Consider the following 19,037-nt stretch of genomic DNA (forward strand, 5'->3'; position numbering starts at 1 on the left):
GAGGCGGTGAACCCGGTGAGCACTCCGAAGGACAACACGGTCCAGGCGGCGGGCTGCGTCCTGTGGCGCCGCTCCCCCAGCACCGGCGAGCCCGAGCTGTGCCTCGTGCACCGGCCGAAATACGACGACTGGTCGTGGCCGAAGGGGAAACTGAAGCGCGGCGAGGCGGCCCTCGACGGCGCGCTGCGCGAGGTGGCGGAGGAGACGGGCTGCCGGGCCGAGCCCGGGCCGGAGCTCTCCACCCTGCGCTATGCGGCGGGCGGCCGCCCGAAGCAGGTCCGCTACTGGGCGGCCGAGGCCGTGTCCTGCGCGTTCTCCCCGACGGATGAGGTGGACCGGATCGTGTGGCTGACTCCCGACGCCGCCCGGGACCGTCTCACCCAGCCCCACGACCGGCCGCTGGTCGACGAGCTGCTCGCCGTGCTGCACCTTCCGCGGACGGCCCGCTGACCGGAGCGTCCGATTTTGTCCGCAAAAGCGGAATGACGACGTGCTCTCCCCGTAAGCATTCCGTGACCTCACCAGGCCTTAGGCAGGGGTTCACCCCTCGTTCATTTGCGGCCATCGGCGGCTTCACCTGATCTGCCTAATTTCAGCCTTACCGACGCGAGCCGCGCCCACCGAGTGCGACCGCGTCCGCGTCACTCAGACTTCGCACGCCGCCGATCAGGACGGCGGCTCCTGGAAGGAACTCAAGTGAAGCTTCAGCGCATGAACCGGCGGGCCCTCGCTCTCGGTGCTCTCGCCGTCTCCGGCGCCCTGGCCCTCACGGCGTGCGGCTCCGACGAAACCGGCGGCAACGGCAACGGCGGCGGTTCCTCCAACGCCGCGCCGAGCAACGTCAAGTGCGACGACGCTTCGGGCCAGGTGCTCGCCGACGGCTCCTCCGCGCAGAAGAACGCGGTCGACGCGTGGGTCAAGCAGTTCTCGGCCGCCTGCAAGGTGGAGATCAACTACAAGGCCGGCGGTTCCGGGGCCGGTGTCACCGCGTTCACGCAGGGCCAGGTCCCGTGGGCCGGCTCGGACTCGGCCCTGAAGCCCGAAGAGGTCGCGGCCTCCAAGAAGATCTGCAAGGGCGGCCAGGGCATCGACCTGCCGATGGTCGGCGGTCCGATCGCCGTCGGCTACAACGTCCCGGGTGTCGACAACCTCGTCCTCGACGCCCCGACGATCGCCAAGATCTTCGACAGCAAGATCACCAACTGGAACGACCCGGCGATCGCGAAGCTCAACCCCGACGCCAAGCTGCCGAACCTCAAGATCCAGGCGTTCCACCGCTCGGACGAGTCCGGCACCACGGACAACTTCACCAAGTACCTGATCGCCACCGCCAAGAAGGACTTCCCCTACGAGGGCGGCAAGGCCTGGCAGGCCAAGGGCGGCCAGTCCGCTCCGCAGTCCTCCGGGGTGGCCGCGCAGGTCAAGCAGACCTCCGGCGCGATCGGCTACTTCGAGCTGTCGTACGCCAAGGACGGCATCAAGACCGTCGCCATCGACACCGGCGCCGGCAAGCCGGTCGAGGCGACCGTCGACAACGCCACCAAGGCCATCGCCGACGCCAAGATCGTCGGCACCGGCAAGGACCTCTCGCTGGACCTGAACTACGCGACCAAGGCCGAGGGCGCCTACCCGATGGTCCTGGTGACGTACGAGATCGTCTGCGACAAGGGCAACAAGGCCGACACCCTGCCCGCCGTCAAGGCGTTCCTGCGCTACGCGGCCTCGGAGGACGGCCAGAAGGTCCTCGCCGAGAACGACTACGCGCCCATGCCCGACGACATCATCGCCAAGGTTCGCACGACCGTCGAGAGCCTGAGCTGACCCGAGTGCGGTCCGGTCTCCCCAGCGGGAACCGGACCGCACCGTCCGGTGCACCGCCGCCAAGAGCCGCGCAGACCGTGCGGTTCCGCAGACCGGAGAACCCGATGGACACTACACAGATAGCTGACGCACCACCCCCCGCCCAGCCCTCCGCACCCGAACAGAAGCGCGCGGCCCGCGGGGCCACCCGGCCCGGAGACCGGATCTTCCTCGGTCTCTCCCGTGGCTCGGGCATTCTGCTGCTGGTGATCATGGCCGCGATCGCGGGCTTCCTCACCTACCGCGCGGTCCTCGCCATCAGCGAGGACGACGGCAACTTCCTCACCACCTTCGAATGGAACACCGGTGTCAACCCGCCGGTCTTCGGCATCGCGGTGCTGGCCTACGGCACGATCGTCTCCTCGGTCATCGCCATGATCATCGCGGTCCCGATCTCGGTCGCCATCGCGCTGTTCCTCACGCACTACGCCCCGCGCCGGCTGCGCGGCCCGATCGCCTATGTGATCGACCTGCTCGCCGCGGTGCCGTCCATCGTCTACGGCCTCTGGGGCGCCCTCGTCCTCGTGCCGCACATGAGCGGCCTCTTCGGCTGGCTGAACGACTACCTCGGCTGGACCGGCATCTTCTCCTGGCAGGGCGGCGCCGCACGCTCCATGCTCACCGTGGGCATCCTGCTCGCGATCATGATCCTGCCGATCATCACCAACGTGAGCCGTGAAGTCTTCCGCCAGGTGCCGCAGATGCACGAGGAAGCCGCCCTGGCGCTCGGCGCCACCCGCTGGGAGGTGATCCGCATGGCGGTCATCCCCTTCGGCCGCTCCGGCGTCATCTCCGCGTCGATGCTCGGCCTCGGCCGCGCCCTCGGCGAGACGATGGCCGTCGCCACCGTGCTCTCCCCCGACTTCCTGATCCACACCAGCCTGCTCGACCCGGGTGGCGGCACCTTCGCCCAGAACATCGCCAGCAAGTTCAGCGAGGCCACCGAGTTCGGCCGTGACGCGCTGATCGCCTCCGGCCTGGTCCTGTTCGTCATCACCCTGCTGGTCAACGGCGCGGCCCGCGCGATCATCGCCCGCCGCAAGGAGTACTCGGGGGCCAACGCATGAGCACCTCAACCATCGCCCCGAAGCACCGCAGCACCCTGCGCGGCGGCCGTCTGCCCAAGTGGGCTCCGTGGGCCATCGCCGCCGGATCCGTCGCTGCCGGCCTCGGCATCAGCGCCGCCGCCGGCCTGCACAGCAGCATCCAGTGGGCCCTGATCGCCGCGATCCTCTACGTCCTCGGTACGTACGTCATCGCGGCCCGGGTCGAGAACCGCCGCCAGGCCAAGGACCGTGTGGTCACCTCGCTGGTGTGGGTCGCGTTCCTGCTCGCCGTGGTGCCGCTGGCCTCGCTGGTGTGGTCGACCGTCCAGCGCGGCGTGAAGGTCCTGGACGTCTACTTCCTGACCCACTCGATGGGCGTGGTCGCCGACTCGGAGACGGGCGGCGGCATCTACCACGCCATCCTCGGCACGCTGGAGCAGGTCGGCCTCGCCACGCTGATCGCCGCGCCGGTCGGCGTGCTCACCGCGATCTACCTGGTGGAGTACGGGCGCGGCAGCCTCGCCCGGGCCGTCACCTTCTTCGTCGACGTCATGACGGGCATCCCGTCGATCGTCGCCGGCCTGTTCATCCTCAGCCTCATGCTGATGTTCGAGATGGAGCCCTTCGGCTTCGCCGGCTCGCTCGCCCTCGCGATCCTGATGATGCCGGTGGTCGTCCGCTCCACGGAGGAGATGCTCAAGCTCGTCCCGAACGAGCTGCGCGAAGCCTCCCTGGCGCTCGGCGTGCCCAAGTGGCGCACCATCCTGAAGGTGGTCCTGCCGACCTCGCTCGGCGGCATCACCACCGGCATCATGCTGTCGATCGCCCGTATCGCCGGTGAGACCGCGCCCGTGCTGCTGCTGGTGTTCGGCAGCAAATTCATCAACGCCAACCCCTTCGAGGGTGCGCAGGCGTCGCTGCCGCTGTACATCTACCAGCAGTACGGATCGGGCGAGGTCACGGCGTACGACCGGGCCTGGGCGGCGTCCCTCACGCTGATCGCCTTCGTGATGATCCTCAACCTGGTGGCCCGCGGCATCGCCCGCTGGAAGGCCCCGAAGACCGGTCGCTGACGCGACAATCTGCGGCTACCGCCGCGCGGGGCCACACAGCGACCCCCCAGACTTTTTGGAAGTGAAGTAGTCATGGCCAAGCGAATCGACGTAAGCGGACTGACCGCCTACTACGGCTCCCACAAGGCGATCGAGGACATCTCGATGACCGTCGAGCCGCGCTCGGTGACGGCGTTCATCGGCCCGTCCGGCTGCGGCAAGTCGACGTTCCTGCGCACGCTGAACCGGATGCACGAGGTCACCTCGGGCGGCCGCGTCGAGGGCAAGGTGCTCCTCGACGACGAGGACCTCTACGGCACGGGCATCGACCCGGTGTCGGTCCGCCGTGAGGTCGGCATGGTGTTCCAGCGCCCGAACCCGTTCCCCACGATGTCGATCTTCGACAACGTGGCGGCGGGCCTGCGGCTGAACGGCAACTACAAGAAGACCGAGCTGGCGGACATCGTCGAGCGCTCCCTCAAGGGCGCGAACCTCTGGAACGAGGTCAAGGACCGCCTGAACAAGCCCGGCTCGGGCCTCTCCGGTGGTCAGCAGCAGCGTCTGTGCATCGCGCGGGCGATCGCGGTCGAGCCGAACGTCCTGCTCATGGACGAGCCCTGCTCGGCCCTGGACCCGATCTCCACCCTCGCCATCGAGGACCTGATCGGCGAGCTGAAGGAACGGTTCACGATCGTCATCGTGACGCACAACATGCAGCAGGCGGCCCGCGTCTCCGACCGCACGGCGTTCTTCAACCTCGCGGCGGTCGGCCAGCCCGGCAGGCTCATCGAGATCGACGACACGGAGCGGATCTTCTCCAACCCGTCGGTCCAGGCCACGGAGGACTACATCTCCGGCCGCTTCGGCTGATCCGTCCCGCCGAGTCTCCTCGCGGTGCTGCATGGCGGTGCCACCGCGAGGCCGAAAAAAGGCCCGCCCCTCTCCCAGGGGCGGGCCTTTTCACGTACAGAGCGGCGGGCAGGCGCACCGCCCCCACCACAGACCCGCTGAGCTACAGAAACGCCAGATTCACAATCCCGAAGGACGCCGCGGCCACGATCGCCGCGGCCGGCATCGTGATGAACCACCCCAGGATGATGTTCTTGGCGACACCCCACCGCACGGCGTTCACCCGCTTCGTCGCACCGACGCCCATGATCGCGGAGGTGATGACATGCGTCGTCGAGATCGGCGCCTTGAACAGGAACGCCGTCGTGAACATGATCGACGCACCCGTCGTCTCCGCCGCGAACCCCTGCGGCGGATCCAGCTCGATGATCTTCCGCCCCAGCGTCCGCATGATCCGCCATCCACCGGCGTACGTGCCCAGCGACAGCATCACCGCACAGGCGATCTTGACCCACACCGGGATCGGATCGCCGTAGTCCTCGACATCGGCGATGACCAGCGCCATCACCACGATGCCCATGGTCTTCTGCGCGTCCTGCAGACCGTGCCCCAGCGCCATGCCGGCCGCCGAGACGGTCTGCGCTATGCGGAAACCCCTCTTGGCCTTGTGCGGGTTGGCCTTCCGGAAGATCCACATGATCGCGGTCATCACCAGATAGCCGGCCAGCAGACCGACCACCGGGGAGATGAACATGGGGATGACGACCTTCTCCAGCACCCCGCTCCAGTAGACGGTCGTCCCGCCGGCCAGAGCCGCGCCGACCATCCCGCCGAACAGCGCGTGCGAGGACGAGGACGGCAGCCCGAAGTACCAGGTGATGAGGTTCCAGACGATGGCGCCCACCAGCGCGGCGAAGAGGATCCCCATCCCCTTCGACCCCGTCGGTGTCTGGATCAGGCCCTCACTGACGGTCTTGGCGACCCCGGAGCCCATGAAGGCACCGGCGAGGTTCATCACCGCGGCCATGGCCAGCGCGGCCCTCGGCGTCAGCGCCCGCGTCGAGACGGACGTGGCGATCGCGTTGGCCGAATCGTGAAAGCCGTTGGTGTACGTGAAGAAGAGCGCGACCCCGATGGTCACGACCAGAGCAAGGGTGTCCATGAAGGGCTCAGGACTCCTTGACGGCGATGGTCTCCACCGTGTTCGCCACGTGCTCGAAGGCGTCCGCCGCTTCCTCCAGGACGTCCACGATCTGCTTGAGCTTCAGCACGTCCATGGCGTCGTACTTGCCGTTGAAGAGGTGCGCCAGCAGCTTGCGGTGGATCTGGTCGGCCTGGTTCTCCAGCCGGTTGACCTCGATCCAGTACTCGGTGAGGTTCTCCATGGTGCGCAGATGCGGCATGGCCTCGGCCGTCAGCTCGGCGGCGCGCGCCAGGACCTCGATCTGCTGCTCGACGCCCTTGGGCAGTTCCTCGACGTTGTAGAGGACGACCAGGTCGACGGCCTCCTCCATGAAGTCCATGATGTCGTCGAGGGACGACGCGAGGGAGTAGATGTCCTCGCGGTCGAACGGCGTGATGAAGGAGGAGTTCAGCTGGTGGAAGATCGCGTGCGTGGCATCGTCACCTGCGTGTTCCGCTGCCCGCATACGCTCTGCGATCTCGGCCCGGGCGGGTGAGTCCGCCCCGAGCAGTTCCATCAGGAGCTTCGAGCCCGTGACGATGTTGTCCGCGGAGGCGGCGAACATGTCGTAGAAGCTCGTCTCCCTGGGGGTCAGACGAAAGCGCACGTGGGGTCCTCGGGGGTGCTTCGGTTTCGGTCAGGCTGATGCTAGGCGCAACATCCGGCCACGGCTATCGGGCCGCCCACCAGTGTCGCCCATCGGCCACGCCGATGAGCACGGGGGCGGTTCTCAGGGCCGTGTACCCGGCGAAGTTCGGTACCATATACCCACTAGGGGTATAAGTCGGCCCACTGCCCACCAGGAGGAAGCGATGACGGACGTGACCGACGCAACAGATGTCGCACATGTCACCCCCGGCACCGCCGACACCGCCGGTGCGGACGGGACAGCCGATCACGACCACGGTGTGCACGGGTACCACAAGCAGAAGGACGAACACCTCAAGCGGCTGCGCCGTATCGAGGGCCAGATCCGCGGCCTGCAACGCATGGTCGACGAGGACGTCTACTGCATCGACATACTCACGCAGGTCTCCGCCTCCACCAAGGCCCTGCAGTCCTTCGCCCTGCAACTGCTCGAGGAGCACCTGCGGCACTGCGTCGCCGACGCGGCCGTCAAGGGGGGCGACGAGATCGACGCGAAGGTGAAGGAGGCGACCCAGGCGATCGCCCGCATGCTGCGGACGTGAGCCGGGTCCCGCGGCCCGCGGTCAGCGCCCGGAGGAGTCCCGCTCCTCGGCCACCTTCAGCACCTCGTCGATGCTCTCCAGGCTGAGCCGCTCCTGGGCGGCCGAAGCCGCGATGATCAGCTCTCCGCACAGCTCGATCTCGGCGAGGGCCACGTGGTCCTGAACTGCCGTACCGCCGACCGGAGCCACGTGCATCACCTCATCTCTGCCGTTACCGACTTCCTAGAGTAGGGAGCGGCCTACACACCGCGCATGGCACGGACGGGCTAGTTCACGCCGGTCACTCTTCGGCGATCTTGCCCGCGTAGATGTCCTCGGTCCGGGGCAGCCGTACGCGCACCGAGGCCCCGAAATCGTAGAGCAGCGTGGTCGAGGCGACGGCGACCGGGCTCTTCTCCCGGCCGTTCAGGAAGCTGAAGCGGTGCCTGATCTTGCGGATGCGCCCCTCGTCGTCGAGATACGCGTCGAACGGCACCTCGGCGGTGGCGAACCCGCCGGCCGCCGCCTTCAGGGGCCCCTTGTTCCCGGCGGTGGCCCGCCGGGCCGCGTCACCCAGGTGCGCCGTCCCCCGGTAGTGCCGCACCTGCGTTCCCGCGACCTTCGTCCTGCCCAGGTAGGTAGCCGTACGCGTCCCGAGCAGCACCTCGGCCGCCGTGAACGGATCGGTGGCCCCGCCGGTGACGAGGTTCCCGTCGGACAGGGTCCGCGTGTCCACCCGCACCCATTTGTCGGCCGGTACACCGGCGCCCCGGTTCTTCATGAACAGCGCACCCGGCGCGAGCAGTTCGGTGATCGGCCGGCGCTCGGCGACCCCCGCGGGATCCTGCGGCAGCAGCACCTTCAGCTGCCCCATCCGCTTGCGGTAGTCGTACACCCCGGCGCCCCGGATGGTCACCCGGGTCCCGCCGGCCGCCATCTCCATCGACGTACGGGCCTTCGAACTCCCCGCGCCGACCAGCCGGTCGGCCGCCTTCCGCAACGTGAGGACCGCGTCGCCGCCGCGGGAGTCCCCGGCGACCGCGTCACTCCCGGAGCACCCCGCTGCCCCCAGCCCCGCCCCCGCCAGGAGCCCGGCCGCGGCGACCGCCGCGGCCGCCCGCCTGCGCCGCCGTTCCCGCTGCCGTCCAGTCATCGCCTGCCTACCCCCGGTACGTCCGTCACGGGCCCCTCGTTGTCCCGGTTAACGACGGGTTTGTGCCCTCGTCACGCGCGCCCGCGCCGACCGGCATACGCACCCTTTACCCGCGCTGGGTACCGTTGGCGGTGTGGCGCAGCAGGACGGGCTGGAAACTCCCCCCAACCTCCCGGAACACCGCACGACGACCTTGGAGAAGGGCCGTTTCTGCATGGCCCGCTGCATCTGCGGCTGGCGCGGCCCGGCCCGCAGAGCGAGAAGCCAGGCGCGCACGGACGCGGAGAAGCACGCGATGGGCTGAGACCCCCGACGGACGCCGTACAGTCGCCGCCGGACCGGTGGAACCCCCACCCCCCGTCACCCCGTCTCCCAGGGCGGAACCACCGGGAGGCCCCATGGAACGGCGCACGATCATCACAGCCGGCACGGCGGCGGCCGCCGCGGCCGCGACCCCCTTCACCACCGCCTGCACCCGGTCGGGCACCCGCTCCGGGGCCACGGCCACCAACGCCGCGCGCACCACCACCACCACGTCGAAATCCGCCGCCGCCAACTGGTCCGCCCTGGCACGCGACCTCGACGGCCCCCTGATACGCCCGGGTGACGCCAACTGGCCCGCGGCCCGGCAGCTGTACAACACCCGCTTCGACAACCTGAAGCCCGCCGCCGTCGCGTACGTGTCCCACCCGGACGACATCCGCACGACCCTGGCCTACGCCCGCGCCCACGCCCTGCGCGTGGCGATCCGCAACGGCGGCCACTCCTACGCCGGCTGGTCCTCCGGCGACGGCCGCCTGATCGTCGACGTCTCGAAGCTCAACCGCGTCCGGGCCTCCGGCACCACCGCGGTGGTCGGCGCCGGCGCCAAACTCATCGACGTCTACCGCGCCCTCGCCGCGAAGGGCGTCACGATCCCCGCCGGTTCCTGCCCGACCGTCGGCGTCTCGGGCCTCACCCTCGGCGGCGGCCACGGCGTGGTCTCCCGGGCGTACGGCCTGACCTGCGACAGCCTCACCCGGGCCACGCTGATCACCGCGGCCGGCAAGCAGCTCAGCGCCGACGCCCGCGAGCACAAGGACCTGTTCTGGGCGCTGCGCGGCGCCGGCAACGGCAACTTCGGCGTGGTCACCGAGCTGCACTTCAAGACCCACCCCGCCCCGCAGGGCGTCTCGGCGTATCTGTCCTGGCCCTGGTCGAAGGCGGCCGCGGTGGTGAAGGCCTGGCAGGAGTGGGGCCCGTCGCAGCCCGACGAGATCTGGTCGTCCCTGCACCTGGCGAGCGCGGCGGGCGGCACTCCGACGGTCTCGGTGGCGGCGTTCTCCCTCGGCACCCACGGCGAACTCAAGAACGCCGTCGACCGCCTGGCCGACCGCGTCGGCGCCCCGGCCCGCAGCGTCTCCCTGAAGCGCCGCTCGGACGAGGAGTCGATGGAGGTGTACGCGGGCTGCTCCTCGTTCCCGACGGACGCGCAGTGCCATCTGCCCGGCGCGACCCCGGGCCGCTCCCCGAAGGGCGCGCTGGGCCGTGAGACGTACGCGGCGGCGTCGGACTTCTTCGACCGCTCCCTCTCCACGGCCGGCATCCGCATGCTGCTTTCGCAGATCGGTTCGGTGCGCGGCGGTTCGGGCAGCATCGCGCTGACCGCCCTCGGCGGAGCGGTCAACCGCGTCTCTCCCACGGAAACGGCGTTCGTCCACCGCCGCTCGCGGATGCTGGCCCAGTACATCGGGGCGTGGCGGGCCGGCACGAGCGGTGCGACGTCCCGCGACTGGCTGGCGTCGGCCCACGAGGCCATGCGCCCGTACGCCTCGGGGGCGGCCTACCAGAACTACACGGACCCGACCCTGACCGACTGGCGCAAGGCGTACTACGGAGACGCGGCGACCCGCCTGGCCAAGCTGAAGAAGCAGTACGACCCCGACCGCTTCTTCACGTATCCCCAGGCGCTGTAAGGCCCTTACGCGGCGAGGTCCCGCTCCGAGGTCCGATCGCTGCGGGCCTCGGGGATCACCGCGTCGTCCCGGTCCGCCCGCCCTCTGCCGCGCACAAGCCATCCCAGCCGGGGCGAGCGCTCAACGGCCTTCACCACGGGCGTCAGCAGGGCCATGGCGAGCGGCGACAGCAGCAGCGCCACAGCCGTCCCCAGCGCGAACCCGCCCACGACGTCGGTCGGGTAGTGCACGCCCATGTAGACGCGGATGAACCCGCCGAACAACGCCAGCACGAGCGCGACGAGGCCGAACCTGCGGTGGGCGACGAACAGGCCGACGGCCATCGCCATGACGATCGTCGCGTGGTCGCTGACGAACGAGTAGTCGGTCTTGCCCTGGACGAGCACCTCGAGCCCCTGGTGGTCCAGGAACGGCCGGGGCCGCTCCACGAAACCCCGTATGGGCACGTTCACCAGTACGGCGATCCCGGCGGCCAACGGGGCCCAGACCAACGCGGCGACGGTGGACGCCGCGTCGTCGTCGCCCCGGCGCCGCACGGACCACCAGCACCACATCACGAGCAGGACGATGGCGAGCAGCAGCCCGTACTCACCGACGTACTCCATGACGCGGTCGAACCAGCCCGGCGCATCCTTGGCCAGGCCATTGATGTCGTACAGCAGGTCGACGTCAGGGTTCGACCCGGAATCGGCGAGTCCAGCCATGGCGCTGCGGCCCCTTCGTCGTCTCTCCCGGCGCACCTGTGCGTGCGCCGCTCCTGCCACCCCCGTGGTTGTAGATCCGCTTCCGCCGCACGCGTGCGTGACACGTGCCGAATGAACGTCTGCTCGGCTACGTCAACAGGAACGCACGGTCCCCGTCGATACGTTCCACACTCCACCGAATGATCACGCAGACGTTATCGAAGAGAGACACGTCTTCGCAGCTCAGGGGGTGGGTTAACACAGGGTTCACACCGTTGTGGGCAGCGCTTTCGCGCCATCTTCGGTGACGCGGGTGGCTCCGAAGTAGTCGGGGGTGTCGATCGGGTCGAATCGGATGACGGCACCGGTCCGGGGCGCGTCGATCATGTACCCGCCTCCGACATAAATGCCGACATGCCGGATGGCTCGGGAATTTGTCAGGTCGTCCGAGAAGAACACCAGGTCGCCGGGGAGCAGTTCGTCCCGCGAGGGGTGCGGACCGGCGTTGTACTGGTCGTTGGCGACACGCGGCAGCTTGATGCCCACGGTCTCGTAGGCGGCCTGGGTCAGACCCGAGCAGTCGAAGCGTCCGCCCTGCTCAGCGGTGCCGGTGCCGCCCCAGAGGTAGGGCGTGCCCAGCTTCTTCTGCGCGTAATCGATCGCGGCGGCGGCCTGCTCGGAAGGGTCGACCCGCCCGACCGGCGCCGCGAAACTCTCCGAGAGCGTCGTGATCCGCTTCACGTAGTTGCGGGTCTCGCTGTACGGCGGCACGCCCCCGTACTTGATCACCGCGTAGGCGCCCGCGTTGTAGGCGGCCAGCATGTTTTCGGTCGCATTCCCGCCAACCTTCTTCACGTACGACGCGAGTTCGCAGTCGTAGGAGGCGGCCGAGGGAATCGCGTCCTTCGGGTCCCACACATCACGGTCGCCGTCACCGTCGCCGTCGATGCCGTGACTGGCCCAGGTGCCGGGGATGAACTGCGCTATCCCCTGCGCGGCGGCGTGGCTCTGCGCCCGGGGGTTGAAGCCGCTCTCCTGATAGAGCTGGGCGGCGAGCAGGGCCGGGCTGATGGCGGGGCAGAGGTTGCCCCACTTCTGCACGAGGGCCGCGTACGCGGCGGGCACCGACCCCTTGGCCAGCGATTTCGCCCCACCGCCCACACCGTTGACCAGGTTCCCCGCGACGAGATAGACCCCGACGACGAGCAGCATCACGAAGGCCAGGGCGGAACTGATCGCAACACCCGCCACGATCCATGCCTTACGCACCGTCAACCGCCCCTCGCCGCCCAGGAGTCCGTTGGTCAGTGTAGAGGCGGCCGGTGCGCCCGGGAATGATCAAAGGGAGGAGAGTCGGGGCGGACGGAGGAACGGGGCACGACACGGGCAGCACGACCGAAGCACGACGACTCCGACCGGCGCACGGAGTCGCGGCACATCACGGCCGCCCCGCGGCTCGCGGGCAAACCCGCCGGGCCTCCGTGCTCCGACCGGCGCACGGGACCGCGACACATCACGGACGCCCCGCCGCTCCCAAGTACAGCCGCCGGGCCCCCGCGCTCCGACCGGCGCACGGGACCGCGGCACATCACGGACGCCCTACCGCTCGCGGATGCGCCCGCAGGGCCTCCGCTCCGAGGACCACGCTCCAGGAGCAGCCGACCTCCCCGTCGCACACCCGCGCATTCACCGGACGCCGCATCGGACGCCGACCTGCTCGTCAGACACCCGCCTCTTCACCCCGCGGCAGCGGAAAGTGCGTCCCTGTCAGCTCCTCCGAGACCCGCCACAGCCGCCGGGCGGTCAGCGGGTCGCCGGCCGCGCGGGAGCGGCCCACGAGGGTCGGCTTGCCGCGCATCTCGCCGAAGCCGTCGGGACCCACGTAGCTCGCCCCGGGGAGGTCCTCGGTGGCGGCGTAGAGGGTGGGGAGGGCGCCCGCGCGGTCGTCCTGTGCGAAGAACCGGTTGCCGAGGCTCATGAGGGCGCGCAGCACCGGGTTGGCGGCATGACTCTGGAGGTTGGTCGCCGCGTAGCCGGGGTGCGCGGCCAGGGCGCGGACCGGGGACCCCGACTCGGTGAGCCGGCGCTGAAGCTCCAGGGTGAACAGGAGGTTGGCCAGCTTGGACTGGGCGTATGCGCGCTGCGGGGTGTAGTTCGCCGCCATGTCCAGGTCGTCGAAGCCGATCCTCGCGCCACCCCAGCGGTGGGCGCCGGAGGAGACCGTGACGACGCGGCCGGTGATCTGCGGCAGCAGCAGGTTCGTCAGGGCGAAGTGCCCGAGATGGTTCGTGCCGAACTGCATCTCGAAGCCGTCCTTGGTGCGCTGCCGGGGGAGCATCATCACCCCGGCGTTGTTGACGAGAAGGTGCAGTGGCTCCTTCCAGGCGTCGGCGAACGCCCGCACGGAGGCCAGGTCCGCCAGGTCCAGCCGGCGCACCTCGGTGCTGCCCGGCACGGTCGCCGCCGCGGCCCGCCCGCGCTCGGTGTCCCGCACGGCGAGGACGACGTGCGCCCCCGCCCGGGCCAGCGCGTGGGTCGCGGTGAGACCGATGCCGCTGTTGGCGCCGGTGACGACGACGGTCCTCCCGTCGAGGCCCGGGAGCCGGTCCGCGCTCCACGTCTCGCTGTTCTGGGTCTTCGTCTGCTCAGCCATGCCTCCGAATGTAGGCGGTGCCAACAATGCTGTCAATGACAACAATGATGTCATCGCCAACATCGGGATACGATGGTCCGCATGCCAGCAAGCCGCCCCGCCCCGGAGAGCCGCCCCTACCACCATGGGGACCTGCGCTCCACCCTGCTCGCCGGCGCGGAACGCACCCTGCGGGAGAAGGGGGTCGGCGCACTCTCGCTGCGCGAACTCGCCAGGGAGGCAGGGGTGAGTCACGCCGCACCCGGCCGCCACTTCAAGGACAAGCAGGCCCTGCTCAACGCCCTGGCACTCGTCGGCTACGACCGGCTGGGCCAGGCCCTGGAGGGCGCCGACGACCCCGCTCTCCCGCTGGAGCAGCGGCTCACCGCGCTCGCCCGGGCCTATCTCGCCTTCTCGATCGACAACGCCGAGCTGCTGGAGCTCATGTACGCCCGCAAGCACGAGCCCGACGCGTCCGAGCAGCTGGCCGCGGCCGTGGACCGGACGGTCGGCTCCCTGGAGCGGGTCATCGCCGACGCCCAGGAGCGCGGCGAGATCATCGCGGGCGACCCGCAGTACCTCACCCTGGTGACCGGCGCGACCCTCCAGGGCATCGCCTCCTTCGCGGCGGGCGGCATGCTCGCCCCCGAGGCGGCCCTCGACGGCACCGAGGAGTTCGTCCACCTCCTCCTGCACGGCCTCAAGCCCCGCTGATCCCCCCCCCGAAGGGGCCGCGGCGCCTTCACCGGCTGACGCCCCCCCACCCGGTGACAGACCGTCACCGAGCAACGCCGTCCAGGACTGTGGGGGCCACAAGGGCGGCCGGGGAACACAGGGCCCGCGGCAACCCAGCCGCGACCCCTTCCCCGTGCCCGGTAGCCTTCACCCGGAGAACACCGGCGCGACCACTCACCCGACCAGCCGTCAGAAACAGCCCCCAAAGGTGAGAAAGGCCGCAAGAGGGCACAACGACGGAACCGCATCCCAGGTTCCGCTCAGGCCTCATTGCCCGGGGTTACCTGCCGTGATACACAGAGTGACCATACGATCCTTCGTACACCGCCCGTCCGCACCCCTAGGGACCGGAGCGGAACGGTGGCAAGGTATTCGTACGAAACCCGCCAATCAATGACGCCAAGTCGACATACGACAGCATCATTGTCGGCGAGAATGAGGCCTGACCTCTGCACGACCGCAGAGGGCGCGGAACTACCCAACAGGGGCGGTGACTTACATGCTCTTTGCGGCCGACAAGGGAGACATCAACACCATCATCGGTGGGATCGCTCCGGACTGGGGCCCCTTCGGCAGCCTGGGCAACGAGGCGAAGGTGATGATCGAGGTCGTGATGGCGGTGGCCATCCTGCTCTGCCTCGGCATCGCCATCTGGGGCGCCGCCAAGCAGCGCATCGGAGCCACCGCACTGCGCGACACCTTCAGCGCGGAGCAGGGCAAGGGCCTCATCATCGCGGGCCTGACGGGAGTCTTCATCATCGGCTCACTCGGGACGCTGTTCACCATCGTGTACGGCATGGCCGTGTAGCCCGGGCACCACTCGCCCGGCCGGGCCCGCCCGGCCCCCCTCCATCCCACCCGCCCGTCGTGCCCACCGGCTGAGGTTGCGTTTCCCTGATGTCGAGTCACCACACCGCGCCCGCGCGGGAACCAGCACGGCTACCGTCGTACGAGGAGTATGAGAAGTACGACCGGTACGAAGTGTTTCCGCACGACGTCGAGGGGGCGTACGCGGCATGACTCTCGGTGACGACCACGAGTCCTCCGGTGGCTACGCCGGCACGGGCCAGACCCGCACCCGCCTGCCCGACTCCGGCGACGCCTTCGGCGACCCCCGCCGCCGCTCCTCCTCCCGCAGCCTGGTCACCGTGGTCGGCGTGGTGGTCCTCCTGATCGCAGCAATCGCCTTCGCGAACCGGGGGGACGGCGACAGTTCCTCTTCGACGAACGGCTCCTCCGGCACGCCTGACGCAGCGGCGACGGCGCCCTCCGGCCAACGCCCCGTCAAGTCCAAGTCCGCCGCCGGCATCCCGTCGGGCTTCGCCCAGGACCAGGAGGGGGCGGAGAGCGCCGCGGCGAACTACGCCGTCGTCCTCGTCTCCGCCGACATCCTCAAGCCCGCGCGGCGACCCGAGATCGTCCGTCAGGTGTTCGACGCCGGCCGGGTCTCCGAGCTGGAGAGAAACCTCGACCGGGTCTACAGCAAGACGTTCCTGGAGAAGGTCGGCCTGGACGAGAACGGCGAAGCCCCCAAGGGCAGCACCTACGTCTCCCGCACCATGCCGGTCGGCACCAAGGTCACCGACTTCTCCGGCAGCACCGCCACCGTCGAGGTCTGGTGCACGGGCGTGTTCGGCATGACCGGGGAGACCTCGCAGAACCCGGTCACCAACGACTGGTTCACCATGACCCTCCAGCTGCGCTGGACCGACGGCGACTGGAAGGTCGACAGCTTCTCCCAGAAGGACGGCCCCGCGCCGGTCAACGGCGACAACAAGGTGTCGACCTCGGAAGACATCTCCAAGGCCGTCGAGGAGTTCGGAGGGTTCACGTATGCCCGGTAACCCGCGCCGCGCCGTCAAGGTCGCTGCAACCCTCACCGCCGTACAGACCACCCTGGTCCTGTTCGCCGCCCGGGCCACAGCCGCACCCACACCGTCGCCCAGCCCCAGCAACGACAACTGCTCCCTGCTCTCCGGCAGGGCACGCGAAATCTGCGAAGGCGACACCGGCAGCGGAGGCGGCGGCGGTGGAACGTCCCGCCTCGACCCCACCTCCACCCTCGACCCCCTCTCCTCCCTCGCCAAGGGCTGCGCCGACGCCGCCTCCTGGACCGTCGACAAGCTCAGCGACGCCGTGAAGGAGACCGCCGAGGTCGACTTCACCAACCCCAAGTTCCTCCAGCAGTACGCCGTCGTCTTCGCCGCGTCGACGATCCTCACGCTCCTGCTCTGGCTCCTGGCCGTCGCCAAACGAGCCGTCCGCGGCGTCCCGCTGACCACCGCCCTGTCCGAAGCGATCGGCTTCCTCTGGCTGACCGTCCTCGCCTCCGCCTTCACCCCCCTGATCCTCTACACCGTCGTCTCCGCCACCGACGGCGTCACCGAGGTCCTCGCCAAAGCCACCGGCGACCAGACCGACGCGTTCTTCGGCACCTTCTCCGAGGCCCTCAAGAAGGGCGAGGACATCGGCGGCGGCCCGATCATGCTGATCGTCGTCTCCCTGGTCAGCATCCTCGCCGCCGGCGTCCTCTGGCTGGAGCTCGTCATCAGGGCCGCGCTCCTCTACGTCGGCGCCCTCCTCGGCACCGTCGTCTACGCCGGCCTCGTCGACAAGAACCTGTGGGGCCACGTCCGCCGCTGGGCCGGCATCATGATCGCGGTCATCCTCATCAAACCGGTGATCGTCATCGTCCTCGGCCTCGCCGGCGCACTCTCCGCCGACGACGGCCCGAACGCCTTCTCCGCCGTCGTCTCCGGCCTCGCCATCATCCTGCTCGCCATCTTCGCCAGCGCGATGATCTACCGCTTCGTCCCCGGCTTCGGCGACGAGATCGCCGGCTCCCGCAACAACCGCCTGATGCAGGGCGCCGAAGGCAAGGCCGCCGCCGTCATCAGCTCCCCGGCGTCCCTCGTCGCGCAGGGCATCAAGACCCACAGCACCCGCGCCGACAACAACGGCGGAGGCAGCCAGTCCTCCGCCCCCCGCCCCAGCAACCCCGCCTCCGGCGGAGTCGCCGCGCACAGTGCGCGCACCTCGAACGGCGGCGGCGGATCTGTCCCCTCCGCCGCACCCGCCCCCCGTTCGAGCAGCCCCGTCAACACTCCCCACGCCAGCAACACCCGCAACAGCAGTACCAATCGCACGGGAGGTGAAGGGCGTTGACGACCGAGTCCCACGTGTCCCATCCGGTCACGCCCCGCCGGACATATCTGATCGGCCGCGCCCGGCCGAACGCGATCATCGGCCGCAACCGCGAGACCGGCGAGATCGCCCTGATCGTCGTGGGCGCGTTCCTCGGCATGATGTGCGGGCTCCTCGTCCCGGTGCTGAGCCTGCGCATCGTGCTGCTCGCCGGCTTCCCCATGCTCGCGCTGTCCGCGGTCTACGTGCCGTACAAGCACCGCACGTTCTACAAGTGGTTCGAGATCAACCGCAGCTACAAGCGGACCCTCAAACAGGGCACCGCCTACCGCTCCGCCGTCATCGAGGCCGGCACCCGGCTCGACGGCCGCGAGGTCGAGATCGGCCCGCCCCCCGGCATCGGCCGCATCACCTGGCTGGCCGCCCCCTTCGGCCCCGACGAGATCGCCGTGCTCCTGCACGCCGACCGCAAGACCGTCACCGCCGCCATCGAGATCGAGGGCCCCGGCGTCGGCCTGCGCGACAGCGAGGACCAGGAAGCCCTCGTCGACCGCTTCGGCACCCTGCTCAAGCACGTCGCCAACGGCGACGGCTTCGTCACCCGCATCCAGATGCTGGCCCGCACCCTCCCCGCCGACCCGGACGCCCACGCCAAGGACGTCGCCGTCCGCGGCGACGAAAGGGCCCTGCCCTGGCTCCAGGAGTCCTACGACCAGCTCCAGTCGATGGTGTCCACCAGCAGCGAGCAGCACCGCGCCTACCTCGTCGCCTGCATGCACTACACGCGCGACCTCGCCGCCGAGGCCAACGCCATGGCCCGCGCCGCCCGCGCCCACGGCGGCAAGGTCGACCGCGACGCCGGACTCGCCGTCGTCATGGCCCGCGAGCTCACCGACATCTGCTCGCGCCTCCAGGAAGCCGACATCCGGGTACGCCAGCCCCTCGGCCAGAGCCGGCTGTCCTCCCTGATCCACTCCATGTACGACCCGGACCACCCGATCGACCACATCCAGGCGATGACCAAGCGCAACGCCTGGCCGGCCGAACTGGACGCCATGGAGCCCACCTACCTCCAGGCCAAGACCCGCGAGTCCTCCACCCGCGCCCCCTGGTGCCACGCCACGGCCTGGGTGAAGGAGTGGCCGATGACCCCCGTCGGCGTCAACTTCCTCGCCCCGCTGCTCGTCCACACCCCGGACGTCATCCGCACCGTCGCCGTCACCATGGACCTCGAACCCACCGAGGTCGCCATCGAGCGCATGCTCACCGAGAAGACCAACGACGAGGCCGAGGCGTCCCGCGCCGCCAAGATGAACCGCACCGTCGACCCCCGCGACATCGCCGCGCACTCCCGCCTCGACCAGCGCGGCGAGGACCTCGCCAGCGGCGCCGCCGGCGTCAACCTCGTCGGCTACATCACCGTCTCCTCCCGCTCACCCGACTCCCTCGCCCGCGACAAGCGGACGATAAGGGCCTCGGCCGGAAAGTCGTACCTGAAGCTGGAATGGTGCGACCGCGAGCACCACCGCGCCTTCGTGAACACCCTTCCCTTCGCCACCGGCATTCGGAGGTAGGA

At 69.6% G+C, this 19,037-nt stretch carries 20 protein-coding genes; 13 read left to right on the top strand and 7 right to left on the bottom strand.

The features are described from left to right. The first annotated feature begins 15 nt into the window (after window positions 1-15). From IGS69_RS16025 to pstB, 5 genes are all read left to right on the top strand, one after another. The gene (locus tag IGS69_RS16025; protein ID WP_232543535.1) at window positions 16-450 is read left to right on the top strand and encodes an NUDIX hydrolase; all 435 of its coding nucleotides are present in this window, start codon (window positions 16-18) and stop codon (window positions 448-450) included. Between the two features lie 246 nt (window positions 451-696). After that, window positions 697-1,821 carry a phosphate ABC transporter substrate-binding protein PstS gene (gene pstS / locus IGS69_RS16030; protein ID WP_190900417.1) on the top strand — a complete coding sequence of 375 codons (1,125 nt, stop codon included), beginning with the start codon at window positions 697-699 and terminating at the stop codon, window positions 1,819-1,821. A 104-nt stretch (window positions 1,822-1,925) separates the two neighbouring features. Further along, complete coding sequence (gene pstC / locus IGS69_RS16035; protein WP_190900419.1) at window positions 1,926-2,927, top strand: phosphate ABC transporter permease subunit PstC; 1,002 nt, start codon at window positions 1,926-1,928, stop codon at window positions 2,925-2,927. After that, on the top strand, window positions 2,924-3,979 hold the full coding sequence (gene pstA, locus IGS69_RS16040; protein ID WP_190900421.1) for a phosphate ABC transporter permease PstA: 1,056 nt from the start codon (window positions 2,924-2,926) through the stop codon (window positions 3,977-3,979). Before pstC ends, pstA begins: the two co-directional genes overlap by 4 nt. Before the next feature lie 72 nt (window positions 3,980-4,051). Beyond that, the gene (pstB, locus tag IGS69_RS16045) at window positions 4,052-4,828 is read left to right on the top strand and encodes a phosphate ABC transporter ATP-binding protein PstB (protein WP_190900423.1); all 777 of its coding nucleotides are present in this window, start codon (window positions 4,052-4,054) and stop codon (window positions 4,826-4,828) included. 142 nt (window positions 4,829-4,970) lie between these two features. On the opposite strand, the gene IGS69_RS16050 is transcribed toward pstB, so the two are convergent. Then, window positions 4,971-5,969: an inorganic phosphate transporter gene (locus IGS69_RS16050; RefSeq protein ID WP_190900424.1), complete on the bottom strand. Its 999-nt coding sequence runs from the start codon at window positions 5,967-5,969 to the stop codon at window positions 4,971-4,973. A gap of 7 nt (window positions 5,970-5,976) precedes the next feature. After that, entirely contained in the window at window positions 5,977-6,597 is a 621-nt protein-coding gene (locus IGS69_RS16055) for a DUF47 domain-containing protein (protein WP_031105674.1), read from the bottom strand. Window positions 6,598-6,802: 205 nt separating this feature from the next. Between IGS69_RS16055 and IGS69_RS16060 the strand changes: the two genes are divergently transcribed. Further along, window positions 6,803-7,180 (top strand): metal-sensitive transcriptional regulator, encoded by a 378-nt coding sequence (locus IGS69_RS16060; protein ID WP_232543536.1) that lies wholly within the window; start codon window positions 6,803-6,805, stop codon window positions 7,178-7,180. Window positions 7,181-7,201: 21 nt separating this feature from the next. On the opposite strand, the gene IGS69_RS16065 is transcribed toward IGS69_RS16060, so the two are convergent. Then, window positions 7,202-7,369, bottom strand: coding sequence for a hypothetical protein (locus IGS69_RS16065; RefSeq protein ID WP_162494362.1), 168 nt, complete (start codon window positions 7,367-7,369; stop codon window positions 7,202-7,204). A gap of 91 nt (window positions 7,370-7,460) precedes the next feature. Beyond that, entirely contained in the window at window positions 7,461-8,312 is an 852-nt protein-coding gene (locus IGS69_RS16070) for a hypothetical protein (RefSeq protein WP_190900428.1), read from the bottom strand. Window positions 8,313-8,445: 133 nt separating this feature from the next. On the opposite strand from IGS69_RS16070, the gene IGS69_RS16075 reads away from it, so the two are divergent. Next, entirely contained in the window at window positions 8,446-8,616 is a 171-nt protein-coding gene (locus tag IGS69_RS16075) for a hypothetical protein (protein WP_190904775.1), read from the top strand. Window positions 8,617-8,710: 94 nt separating this feature from the next. Then, window positions 8,711-10,267 carry an FAD-binding oxidoreductase gene (locus tag IGS69_RS16080; RefSeq protein ID WP_190900430.1) on the top strand — a complete coding sequence of 519 codons (1,557 nt, stop codon included), beginning with the start codon at window positions 8,711-8,713 and terminating at the stop codon, window positions 10,265-10,267. Between the two features lie 5 nt (window positions 10,268-10,272). Here IGS69_RS16080 and IGS69_RS16085 read toward each other — a convergent pair whose 3' ends face one another. The 3 genes from IGS69_RS16085 to IGS69_RS16095 form a co-directional block, all read right to left on the bottom strand. Continuing rightward, on the bottom strand, window positions 10,273-10,971 hold the full coding sequence (locus tag IGS69_RS16085; protein ID WP_190900432.1) for a phosphatase PAP2 family protein: 699 nt from the start codon (window positions 10,969-10,971) through the stop codon (window positions 10,273-10,275). A gap of 246 nt (window positions 10,972-11,217) precedes the next feature. Continuing rightward, window positions 11,218-12,162 (bottom strand): bifunctional lytic transglycosylase/C40 family peptidase, encoded by a 945-nt coding sequence (locus IGS69_RS16090; protein ID WP_385865343.1) that lies wholly within the window; start codon window positions 12,160-12,162, stop codon window positions 11,218-11,220. A gap of 508 nt (window positions 12,163-12,670) precedes the next feature. Continuing rightward, entirely contained in the window at window positions 12,671-13,603 is a 933-nt protein-coding gene (locus tag IGS69_RS16095; RefSeq protein WP_190900436.1) for an oxidoreductase, read from the bottom strand. A gap of 72 nt (window positions 13,604-13,675) precedes the next feature. On the opposite strand from IGS69_RS16095, the gene IGS69_RS16100 reads away from it, so the two are divergent. From IGS69_RS16100 to IGS69_RS16120, 5 genes are all read left to right on the top strand, one after another. Continuing rightward, entirely contained in the window at window positions 13,676-14,296 is a 621-nt protein-coding gene (locus tag IGS69_RS16100; RefSeq protein WP_190900438.1) for a TetR/AcrR family transcriptional regulator, read from the top strand. Between the two features lie 520 nt (window positions 14,297-14,816). Further along, the gene (locus IGS69_RS16105; protein WP_003991275.1) at window positions 14,817-15,125 is read left to right on the top strand and encodes a hypothetical protein; all 309 of its coding nucleotides are present in this window, start codon (window positions 14,817-14,819) and stop codon (window positions 15,123-15,125) included. A 208-nt stretch (window positions 15,126-15,333) separates the two neighbouring features. Then, the gene (locus IGS69_RS16110) at window positions 15,334-16,161 is read left to right on the top strand and encodes a hypothetical protein (RefSeq protein WP_190900439.1); all 828 of its coding nucleotides are present in this window, start codon (window positions 15,334-15,336) and stop codon (window positions 16,159-16,161) included. Further along, the gene (locus IGS69_RS16115; RefSeq protein WP_190900441.1) at window positions 16,151-17,482 is read left to right on the top strand and encodes a hypothetical protein; all 1,332 of its coding nucleotides are present in this window, start codon (window positions 16,151-16,153) and stop codon (window positions 17,480-17,482) included. The genes IGS69_RS16110 and IGS69_RS16115 overlap by 11 nt, the downstream gene beginning before the upstream one ends. Further along, entirely contained in the window at window positions 17,479-19,035 is a 1,557-nt protein-coding gene (locus IGS69_RS16120) for an SCO6880 family protein (RefSeq protein WP_190900443.1), read from the top strand. Before IGS69_RS16115 ends, IGS69_RS16120 begins: the two co-directional genes overlap by 4 nt. Window positions 19,036-19,037: the final 2 nt, after the last annotated feature.

The sequence above is a fragment of the Streptomyces tuirus genome (assembly GCF_014701095.1).
Taxonomy (GTDB): Bacteria; Actinomycetota; Actinomycetes; order Streptomycetales; family Streptomycetaceae; genus Streptomyces; species Streptomyces tuirus.